General features: G+C 59.2%; 8 protein-coding genes and 2 pseudogenes. 6 read left to right on the top strand and 4 right to left on the bottom strand.

The features are described 5' to 3' along the window. Nucleotides 1-400, bottom strand: a pseudogene (locus KHO33_RS39655) (IS4 family transposase); the annotation flags it as partial. 784 nt (nucleotides 401-1,184) lie between these two features. On the opposite strand from KHO33_RS39655, the gene KHO33_RS39650 reads away from it, so the two are divergent. Beyond that, nucleotides 1,185-1,571, top strand: a complete 387-nt coding sequence (locus KHO33_RS39650; protein WP_200568167.1) for a reverse transcriptase N-terminal domain-containing protein — start codon at nucleotides 1,185-1,187, stop codon at nucleotides 1,569-1,571. 14 nt (nucleotides 1,572-1,585) lie between these two features. Here KHO33_RS39650 and KHO33_RS39645 read toward each other — a convergent pair whose 3' ends face one another. The 3 genes from KHO33_RS39645 to KHO33_RS39635 all read right to left on the bottom strand — a co-directional run bounded on the left by KHO33_RS39645 (nucleotide 1,586) and on the right by KHO33_RS39635 (nucleotide 4,581). After that, nucleotides 1,586-3,652 (bottom strand): recombinase family protein, encoded by a 2,067-nt coding sequence (locus KHO33_RS39645; RefSeq protein ID WP_200568166.1) that lies wholly within the window; start codon nucleotides 3,650-3,652, stop codon nucleotides 1,586-1,588. Between the two features lie 133 nt (nucleotides 3,653-3,785). Continuing rightward, entirely contained in the window at nucleotides 3,786-4,118 is a 333-nt protein-coding gene (locus KHO33_RS39640; RefSeq protein WP_200568165.1) for a DUF6788 family protein, read from the bottom strand. A 52-nt stretch (nucleotides 4,119-4,170) separates the two neighbouring features. Then, nucleotides 4,171-4,581 carry a Y4bD/Y4pK family protein gene (locus KHO33_RS39635; RefSeq protein WP_200568164.1) on the bottom strand — a complete coding sequence of 137 codons (411 nt, stop codon included), beginning with the start codon at nucleotides 4,579-4,581 and terminating at the stop codon, nucleotides 4,171-4,173. Between KHO33_RS39635 and KHO33_RS39630 the strand changes: the two are divergent. The 5 genes and pseudogenes from KHO33_RS39630 to KHO33_RS39610 all read left to right on the top strand — a co-directional run. Continuing rightward, a pseudogene (locus tag KHO33_RS39630) lies at nucleotides 4,488-4,946 on the top strand (reverse transcriptase domain-containing protein); the annotation flags it as partial. The gene KHO33_RS39635 and the pseudogene KHO33_RS39630 sit on opposite strands and share 94 nt — an antisense overlap. 412 nt (nucleotides 4,947-5,358) lie before the next feature. Then, nucleotides 5,359-6,324 carry a group II intron reverse transcriptase/maturase gene (gene ltrA / locus KHO33_RS39625; protein ID WP_234480912.1) on the top strand — a complete coding sequence of 322 codons (966 nt, stop codon included), beginning with the start codon at nucleotides 5,359-5,361 and terminating at the stop codon, nucleotides 6,322-6,324. Nucleotides 6,325-6,921: 597 nt separating this feature from the next. Then, nucleotides 6,922-8,175 carry a group II intron reverse transcriptase/maturase gene (gene ltrA / locus KHO33_RS39620; protein ID WP_200568162.1) on the top strand — a complete coding sequence of 418 codons (1,254 nt, stop codon included), beginning with the start codon at nucleotides 6,922-6,924 and terminating at the stop codon, nucleotides 8,173-8,175. A gap of 10 nt (nucleotides 8,176-8,185) precedes the next feature. After that, a complete protein-coding gene (locus tag KHO33_RS39615; protein WP_200568161.1) occupies nucleotides 8,186-8,653 on the top strand; it encodes a group II intron maturase-specific domain-containing protein in 468 nt (155 codons plus the stop codon). A 53-nt stretch (nucleotides 8,654-8,706) separates the two neighbouring features. Continuing rightward, nucleotides 8,707-9,549 carry a group II intron maturase-specific domain-containing protein gene (locus tag KHO33_RS39610; protein ID WP_236074834.1) on the top strand — a complete coding sequence of 281 codons (843 nt, stop codon included), beginning with the start codon at nucleotides 8,707-8,709 and terminating at the stop codon, nucleotides 9,547-9,549. The last annotated feature ends 68 nt before the right edge of the window (nucleotides 9,550-9,617 follow it).

Genomic DNA, 9,617 nt, shown 5'->3' with positions numbered 1-9,617 from the left:
CGGCGCCCCGCTGTTCACGCAGCGCCGCCAGCCGTTTCTCACTGGCCGGCAGGTGATTGCCATCAAGCACACGCACACGCCAGCCAGGCAGGCTGGCCTGGCATGGCCATGCCGCCAGCACCGGCTCCAGACGCTGTGCGCTACCCTGTACCAGGGCACGCAGGATCGCGGGTTCGGTGCGGTTGACCTTCTCGTACAGCGCGGCCAGCGACACTGGCAGATGCTTCGTCTGCGTCGCCGCAGCGTGCAGCGACGGACTCAGTCCCAGCGACACCAGCGTCATCAGTTCCACCACCGTCGAGAACAGTAATTCACGTGGATATTGCCGTTGCCGGTGCTCGGCAAACACCTCGTCGACCCATTGCGGCGCGATGGCTCTCTGTAGTGCCAGGCGTGCCATCACGCATACCGGTGCCTGCTGCTCGAAACGCTTCATCACCTCGTCAAACATCCCTTCGTACCCGTCGTCCTTGAACAGGTCGCCAGGTTACCAGGTTTGCCGCGCAAAGACCTTGAAAGGGCTGGTCCTAAGAGGCCAGTTCAAAAACCCCTGAGGGGGCTGTTTACTTTCTCGGCAAGCTGTTAACCTTGGATGTCTGAGTGCGACACGAGGTCGCTTGTAGAAGTTGTCCCTACTTCACCAGGAAGGGACCATCCATGTCACTGGATGAATCTACGGTTCTGAATCAAGTGCGAACCGGACAACGTAACAAAGCACCGCGAGGTGCGGGGTATCAATCGCGAGAGGCGTACCCTTCTGGCAGCCATAAGCCGGATGAGTGCCAGATAGTCGATATGGCGAACACATGTGAATCTGCGATAAAGGTCGTGACCAAGAATAAGCGGAAATGGCTTTTACGCTTGAACCAAAAGGTAATGGAAGTGGGACTAGCGTTTTCAGGCTACGCGGTCGTGACCCATATGCTTCCCGGCCAATAGCAGGCGCCTAAGTCGACGTACTTTTGCGAGCGGAACGTGGAAATCCCGTATCGCTATATTCGGGGACAGCAGGTCGTAAGGCTTGCCCATGGCAATGCGGGCGAAGGATTGAGGACAAAGCGAACGCCATCCTGTAATCGGATGGATAGGGGTTGCAACATCATCCCACGCGAAAGCGGGCAGACTTCCTCGTGGTCTCTCGTCACAAGAGAGTAGGTAGAACCATCTTAACGGAGGGGAAGCAAATGGACGCAGCAACACTAGCGTGTGCGCCTTCCGGCGTGACATGGGACGGCATCAGTTGGGCCGATGTCCAGCGTCAGGTAAGACGGCTGCAAGCGCGTATTGTGAAGTGGACACAGGCCGGCAAGCACAACAAGGTGAAAGCCTTGCAATGGCTGCTGACCCACTCGTTCAGCGGCAAGGCATTAGCCGTCAAGCGGGTGACTGAAAACAAAGGCAGGAACACCCCCGGTGTCGACAAGGTCATCTGGAAAACACCGGGGGCAAAGACCAACGCGATTGCGTCGTTGAAGAGACGGGGTTATTCGGCTCTGCCGCTTCGACGGGTAATGATACCGAAGAAGAACGGGAAAATGAGGCCGCTCGGTATACCGACGGTGATTTCATAATGCACCTCTCACAGTTAAGTGTTGGAATGTTGCGGCTTCAGGTGCCCTGAAGTACGCACCCAGTCTCGAAGTTCTTGTTCCTTGGTGCTGTCCAGCGCAATCCACCACCCCCTCCGATCATCAAGCTTACGTGCTTCGACGATACGGCGCTCGATCCAGTAATAGACGACGTGCATGCTGACCCGCAAGCGCCCGGCGAGTTGCTGAACGGTGAGTTCGTCAGGGCGCATCAGGCAAGTCGCTGGAATGGCGTACTTGTAGCGGATCCATTTGATCATGGCGAGCGTAAAAGGCTTGCCATGGGGGCTGCGCAGGCCTTCCTGATTGAGGTGTGCGACGATTTGCAGATCGGACAGCCGCTGCGACAGTCTGCGGACCTGCTCGACGATTGCCGCCGGACAACGTATCGCTTCGGGGCGCGGCTTGGGCAGATTGACAGTGATGTCGTTGCAGACGCCGCCTTGCCAGCGCACATGCAGAACGAGCTGCCGTTGGTCGAGCAATTTCTCCACCGTGATGTCCTTGATGAGGAGTCGCAGCATACGTTTGCGCTCCTTCGCCTGGGTCGTTGGAGCGCGCCACAGGCGTGGCAGATCGCGGGCCAATGCGAGGACCTGGGCCTTCTGCTCAGCCGTGACGACGCGCGCTTTCTGGCTCTGGAATTGGGTGGCTTCCGTCCTGATCGATTCGAGACGAAGCAACGCGTCGTTCCAGCGTCGTTCGAGGGTGCCTGCGACCAACCGGTTGGCGGGGTCGCACTCCTGGTAGCGCCGTTCGGCGAGGGCAGTCTCATATTCTGCGCGCTCGATGCGCATGTGCCACTGACGCATGATGGCGAGGTCGCGGTGCTCAAGCTCCTGCAGGGCAGCGACGGCGAGTTCGAGTTCGGCCGGGCGCAGCGCCGTGAGCACCGCTTCGCCGATCACGTTGTCGAGCAGGTCGCTGCGCACATACACGCAATCCCTGGTCGCCAAACCTTGGTGGCGCTGCCTGCTGCACAGATAGATCGGGCGGATGCCGCCGTGACCCTGGTAGCGTACCGTGATTGCCCGGCCACAGCGTCCGCACACCAGCAGTCCCTGCAGTAACGCGAGCCCTTCGCGCGCCGGGCCACTCAGCAGGGTACCTTCACCGTTCGTCCGGTTGCGCGCCAGGCGGGCCTGATTCTGCTCAAACTCCTCCGGGGTAATGTACCCTTCGTGGTGCCCGGGCAGATGGACGCGCCAGTCGGTCTTCGGAACCGGCTGCACGCGCTTGAGCACCTCTCCCTGTGGTGTGATGCGCTGGCGGTACTGATAGCGCCCAAAGACATAGATGCCTGCATATGACGGATTCCTGATCAATCCGAGCACACGTCCGTGACTCAGTCGTCCCCAGATGAGTTTGCCCGCCCAGGCTCCTCCGTAGGCGCGCTTCGGAAAGCGTAGCCCGTCTTCGGCGAACCGCTGGACGACAGCGTACGCACTACCGGTTTCGCGGAACAGACGGAATACCAGTTGCACGGCGCCGCGCACTTCGTCATCAGGATCCAGGACGATGCGGTCTTCACCGTCATAGCACAGGCCGACTGGCAGCGGAAAGCGCAACTCTCCCTTCTGCGCCTTGTTGAGCTTGCCGCCCTGGAGGCGCCCGCGCAGAAAATGGAGTTCGGCCTGAGCCATCGTGCCTTTGAGACCGAGAAGCAGGCCGTCGTTGAAGTCGCCCGGGTCGTAGCAACCATCGGAGTCGATCACGAGGGTACGAGTGAGCGCACACAGTTCGAGCAGGCGATGCCAGTCCAGGTTCGAGCGTGCCAGGCGTGACACCTCCAGGGCAAATACTGCACCCACTTGCCCCATCGAGACATCCGCCACCAGCGTCTTGAAGTCCTCGCGGCCCGTCATCTGCGCGCCCGAGTGACCGAGGTCCCGGTCCAGCGTACGGATCGCCGTTTCGGTCCAGCCCAATGCAAGCGCCTTGTCCTTCAACGCGTACTGGCGCTCGGTGCTCTCCTGATGGTGCAGCACCTGGGCTTGCGTCGACTGGCGGATATAAATGTACGCCGGCTTGCCCAGATGTTGCGGGGTGATCTTGGGGTTCATTGACGGCCTCCTCACTCGGTTCCAGCGCGGACCCGGCGGTGAGCCAGGCCTCGAGCATGTTGGCGATGAGTACGCCGGCCAGGTGCGGATCGATGCAGTCGGTGAGCGATGGCGTCTGGCTCACCGACGTCCCTTAGATCGCCTCGCGGCGGCGCAGTAGTTCGCGGTTGATCTCGCAGATCTCCTCGATGATCTCGCGAACCTGGTGATAGTTCGCCAGGCGCTCGGTGACGTCGGCGTAATCGTCTTGCGGCACGTAGTCCATTTGTGGCCGGCGGCCGGGAAAGCTCACCGACAGGTAGTACTTGGGACCATGGCCGGGACCGTCGGCACATTTGCAGCCAGGTTTGCCGCAGCGCTTGTAGCGCTCGATGAGCGAGCCCCTGAGCAGCGTGTCCAAAGCCGGCATTTGCCGCAGCAACTGGGCGCGACGCCTGCGCAAGGTCGACGATGGTGTGTCTTGCATGATCAGACCACGTATCTAACTGGTCTGATACTAGGTCAAGAATATCCATTGATCAAGCTCCTTTGGTGGATGACTTCTTCGAGGCCGAAACGGCAAGCTGGTCGATCAGGTCGATCAGCTCTAGCAGCATGTCCAGATCGAAGCGGCACGCGGTGACGCCGGTCGCGTCGTCAACAGAGGGCATGCCCCAGTCGGTCCATTCGCGGGCAATGCTGAAGCTGCCGCGCTCTGCATGACCCAGAAGCAGCGTATCAACCCCGCCGACGCGTCGGGTCTTCAGTACTGGAAAACGTTGACCTTTTAACGGATGGAATGGATGGCAGATCTCAGCCCATCCGAAATACTCGTTGAGCGCTGGTGCAGTTCGCGCTAACCGTCCCCGTGATGCGGTGCAGGGCAATGCAAGCTTTACATTTGCTAGCGCTCGAACCCATTGCGGAAACCACTGCTGACCCGAACTCATATGGGTTCAGGCCGGAACGCGCGACAGCCGACGCGGGGGCGCAGTGCTTCATTGTCCTCGCAAAAAAGGCCAGCGCACAGTGGGTACTGGAAGCCGACATTAAGGCCTGTTACGACGAGATCAGCCACGCATGGATGGTCGCCAACATCCCCACGGACAAGGTGATCCTGCAGAAGTGGCTCAAGGCGGGATATGTGTATCAGGACGAACTCTTCCCGACCGAGGCTGGTGTGCCGCAAGGCGGAATTATTTCACCGGTCGCGGCAAACATGAGCCTGGATGGTCTGGAGGCGATGCTTGCGAAGAATTTTCCAAAAGCGGAGCAGACCAGGCTGAAGATGCACATGGTGCGTTACGCGGACGACTGTGCGCCACGAAGGCGCGAAGAAGGAGGAGCAATTCTTCTGAGCAGCCATGCTGCATGAGAGATGAGGGCTGGCCCCTCGGTGTCGGCGTACAGGCGCAGGCACCAAACCACCCACTGCTGCTGCGTTAAAGAGACGTGGTGGTGCGCGAGATGGGAAACGGTCGGGCAAGACCCGATCAGGTACGAATCGAAGAGACGAACGCGAGTGAACCGCTGATGATGTGTCGAAAGCGTATAGACGATGTCGAAACCACGGGGGAGTCGTTACTGTGGGACAAGTGCAGGGGGCGGCCTGGTGACTGCCTGCGCGGCATCCGGCATGAAGGCGGCGTGAAGTCGATTCAGGCTCTCATGTGGAACGTGGGAACCTGTCACCCCGATGCGAAGGGAGACGCGCAAATGGAGGCCCCATGAGCGCCAGAGTACCGATGCGGGGTACAGGGACGGAGCAAGCCGTAGTAGCTAAGAAGGATCGTAACGGGTCTGGAGCGAAGGGCTTGCCCCATCGAGCTGAAGCCGAGGCGACAACCGGGGGCGGCGACGTCAACGGGAGGATCGTGGAGGCAACGGCAAAGCCGCTTCCCATAAGCAAGCGTCAGGTATGGGAGGCCTACAAACTGGTGAAGGCCAAGGGTGGTGCGGCAGGTGTCGATGGTCAGACGCTCGAGGAGTTCGAAGAGGATGTGGGAAACAACCTCTACAAGCTCTGGAACAGGCTGGCTTCAGGCAGCTACATGCCACCGGCGGTCAAACGTGTGGAAATCCCCAAATCCGGGGGCGGGATTCGCCCGCTCGGCGTGCCCGCCGTGTCGGACAGAATCGCGCAGACCGTGATCAAGCAGGTCGTGGAGCCGGTGGTGGATCCGCTGTTTCATGAGGATTCCTATGGTTACAGGCCGGGGAAATCGGCGCGGCAAGCGCTGGCGCAGACGCGTAAGCGCTGCTGGAAATATGCATGGGTAGTAGAGATCGACATCAAAGGGTTCTTTGATAACATCGACTGGGAACTTCTACTCAGGGCGGTACGTCGCCACATCAGCGAACGCTGGGTTGTGATGTACATCGAGCGCTGGCTGAAGGCTCCGGTGCAAATGCCAGATGGAGAGGTGCAGTTGCGGACACGTGGTACACCCCAGGGTGGTGTGGTCAGCCCAATCCTCGCCAATCTGTTTTTGCACTATGCCTTCGACAAATGGATGCAGCGACATCATGAGGATATACCATTTGAACGGTATGCCGACGATGCGGTGTGCCACTGTCACAGCCTCGCCCGTGCCCAGATGCTTGTTGACCAGCTGCGGGACCGCTTTGCGCAATGTGGGCTGGAGCTGCATCCGCAGAAGACGCGGGTTGTCTACTGCAAGGATGCGGACTGACGGGGAGATTACCCGGACACGAGCTTTGATTTCCTGGGCTTTAGTGTGCTGCAGCAGCACAGAGAGAGGTTCGCAATGAACTGATGACTGTGCGAGAAGCTGCGTCATAGATGAGGGTGGGCCCCTCGAGATCGGCTTTCAGGAGCAGGTCTCAAACCACTCCAAGCTGCTGCGGTAAAGAGCCGTGGTAGTGAGCGTTGGCAGAAAAGCGCGAGGACAACTCGTGCAGGTGTGCATCCGAGAGACGAACGAAAGTGAACCTTCGAGGACGCGTCGTTAAGAAACAAGTGTCGTCGAAACCAGGGGCGTAAAGCCCTCCTGGGATTAGTCCGTTCGGGTGCCTGGTGACTGAACGGATGGCGACCGGCGTAGAGGGGGCGTGAAGCGGATGCAGGCTATGACGCGGAACTGCAGGAACCAGTCGCTTCGATGTCAAGGGAGAAGCTCAAGCGGCGACAACCGCGAGGCGAGAGTACCGATGCGAAGCACTGGGGCGGACCGATCCGTACGAGCGATGAAGGTCCGTAATGGGACCGGAGCAAAGGGATCGGGTCAGGCGGTCATGCGAGAACCACAACTGGCAACAGGAGGATGGTGATGCGTACGACCAGCAAGCCGTTCAATATCGGCAAGAAGTTAGTGTACGAAGCCTACAAGGCGGTCAAGACCAATGGTGGTGCCGCTGGGGTGGATGGTCAGACGATCGGGCAGTTCGAAGATGATCTGAAGGGCAACCTCTACAAGATCTGGAATCGGATGAGCTCGGGCAGCTACTTTCCTCCGCCGGTGCGCGCTGTCTCCATTCCCAAGAAGTCTGGAGGCCAGAGGACCTTAGGGGTGCCCACCGTAGCGGATCGCGTGGCGCAGATGGTGGTCAAGCAGGTGATTGAGCCGGACCTGGATGCAGTCTTCCTGGCAGACTCCTATGGCTATCGGCCCGGGAAGTCAGCCCTCGACGCTGTCGGGATAACGCGCGAGCGTTGCTGGAAATACGACTGGATTCTTGAGTTCGATATCAAGGGCCTGTTCGACAACATCGACCACGAGCTCTTGCTGCGGGCCGTGCGCAGACACGTGACGTGCCCATGGGCGTTGTTGTACATCGAGAGATGGCTGACGGCGCCGATGATGGATGAGAAGGGTGTTCAAATCGAGCGAACACGTGGTACCCCGCAAGGGGGTGTGGTCAGCCCGATCCTCGCGAACACCTTTCTTCATTACGCGTTTGATTTGTGGATGACGCGGACACATCCCGACCTCCCGTGGTGTCGGTATGCTGATGATGGGCTGGTGCACTGCCGTAGCGAGCGCGAGGCGCAAGTCCTGAAGGACGAGCTTCAAGCCCGCCTGGCAGAGTGCGGCCTGGAAATGCATCCGACGAAAACCAAGATCGTCTACTGCAAAGACGGGAAGCGCCAGCTTACGTATCCGACTGTCAAATTCGACTTCCTTGGGTACTGCTTTCGGCCCCGTCTGGTTAGTCGGCGTCGGGACAACAAGCTGTTCTGCGGCTTCAACCCCGCGGTCAGTGTCCCGGCTCTGAAGGCCATGCGGTCCGCGATTCGGGACTTGAACCTTCGCAGGCAAACCCAGTTGTCGTTGCAAGATCTCGCCCGGCAGCTCAATCCGCTTCTTCGTGGGTGGATTGACTATTACGGGCGGTTCGCGCCCTCGGCACTGGCCCCTCTGCTGCGCTACGTCAATCAGACGTTGCTGGCGTGGGCGATGCGCAAGTTCAAGCGCTTCAAGGCTCACAAGATCCGGGCGAGCCAGTTTCTTCAGCAGCTTGCTGATACGCGTCCGGTCCTCTTCGTACACTGGCGACGCGGTATGGTCGGTACATTTGCCTGATAGGAGCGGTGTGAGTCGAGAGGCTCACGCACCGTTCTACGAGAGCCTGGGGGTGCGACTCCTCCGGGCTACTCTCCCGTTCAGGCCACGGTTATCGAAGAATCGACACGGCAAGACCTTCGTCAACTTCAGTCCGGCGGTTAGCGTCAAAGCTGCAAAGTCGATTCGTCAGGAAGTCCGAAGCTGGAACCTGCAAATACGCAGTGACAAGGCACTGGATGACCTGGCGCGCATGTTCAATGCGACGATCCGAGGATGGGTCAACTACTATGGTGCCTTCTACAAGTCGGCGCTATATCCGACCCTACGACAGATCGATCGCAAGCTGGTACTGTGGGCGACCCGTAAATTCAAACGGCTGCGTGGGCACCGTCGGCGGGCGAGCCATTGGCTCGAACGGATTGCACGCAAGCACACGCGGCTCTTTGCACACTGGCCGCTGTTGTGGGGACAGGCTTCGGTGGGAAGAGCCGGATGAGCGGAGACGTTCACGTCCGGTTCCGTGAGCACCCGAGGGGGCAGTTCCCTCGGGTGACTCGACTCATCATTACAGGCAACTCGAAAGAGTGGCTGGAAAACGAAGTCAAGCCCACAGTGATCGCATTCCTGGCAGAACGCGGACTTGTTCTGTCGCCGGAAAAAACCAAGGTAACGCACATCGACGAAGGGTTCGACTTCCTCGGATGGAATTTCCGCAAGTACAACGGCAAGCTGTTGATCAAGCCGTCGAAAGCGAATGTCAAAGCCCATCTTGACACGATCCGAGAAGTCATCAAAGGCAACAAGACGGCTAAACAGGCCAATCTGATACGGCTGCTCAATCCGATTCTTCGTGGTTGGGCGAACTATCACCGCCATGTGGTCGCCAAGGAAACCTTTGGCAAGATTGATTCACATATCTGGGCAATGCTGTGGCAATGGGCGGTTCGGCGACATCCGGAGAAAGGAGCCCGCTGGGTGAAAGAGAAATACTTCAAAACCCAAGGCTCCCGGAATTGGGTATTTTCCGCAACCGAAAAACAGAAGGATGGAAGTCGAGTAGAGCTCGCCTTGCTGAAGGAAGCCGACACGCCAATACGGCGGCACGTCAAGATCAAGGCCGGAGCAAACCCGCACGACCCGAAGTGGGAACCGTACTTTGAAGCCCGCTGGGGCAAGAAGACGATGAACTCGCCCAGGGGCAGGGTCAAACTCTACCGTGTCTGGCTACGGCAGGATGGCCTGTGTCCGACCTGTCAGGAACCGATCGCACCGGGTAGCCCTTGGGCGACCCGGTTCATTGTGAAAAGAACCGAAGGCGGATCAAGCGCGGCGAGCAACATTCAACTGCACCATCCCGATTGCCATGGAAGTCAAGCATCTGCCGGGAAGTAAGTTGTGAACGCGGGTATCGAAAGGTGCCTTGGCAGAGGCTTGAGCCGTGTGCGACCGAAAGGAGCACG

Source organism: Paraburkholderia nemoris (genome assembly GCF_905221015.1).
Taxonomy (GTDB): Bacteria; Pseudomonadota; Gammaproteobacteria; order Burkholderiales; family Burkholderiaceae; genus Paraburkholderia; species Paraburkholderia nemoris.
This window is presented reverse-complemented; position numbering and strand designations above follow the sequence as displayed.

Bases quoted from the DNA above. Each gene is read 5' to 3' on its own strand.
- KHO33_RS39645 (WP_200568166.1), bottom strand. From the start codon at position 3,652: ATGAACCCCAAGATCACCCCGCAACATCTGGGCAAGCCGGCGTACATT.
- KHO33_RS39635 (WP_200568164.1), bottom strand. From the start codon at position 4,581: ATGAGTTCGGGTCAGCAGTGGTTTCCGCAATGGGTTCGAGCGCTAGCA.
- KHO33_RS39650 (WP_200568167.1), top strand. From the start codon at position 1,185: ATGGACGCAGCAACACTAGCGTGTGCGCCTTCCGGCGTGACATGGGAC.
- ltrA (WP_234480912.1), top strand. From the start codon at position 5,359: ATGAGCGCCAGAGTACCGATGCGGGGTACAGGGACGGAGCAAGCCGTA.
- ltrA (WP_200568162.1), top strand. From the start codon at position 6,922: ATGCGTACGACCAGCAAGCCGTTCAATATCGGCAAGAAGTTAGTGTAC.
- KHO33_RS39640 (WP_200568165.1), bottom strand. From the start codon at position 4,118: ATGCAAGACACACCATCGTCGACCTTGCGCAGGCGTCGCGCCCAGTTG.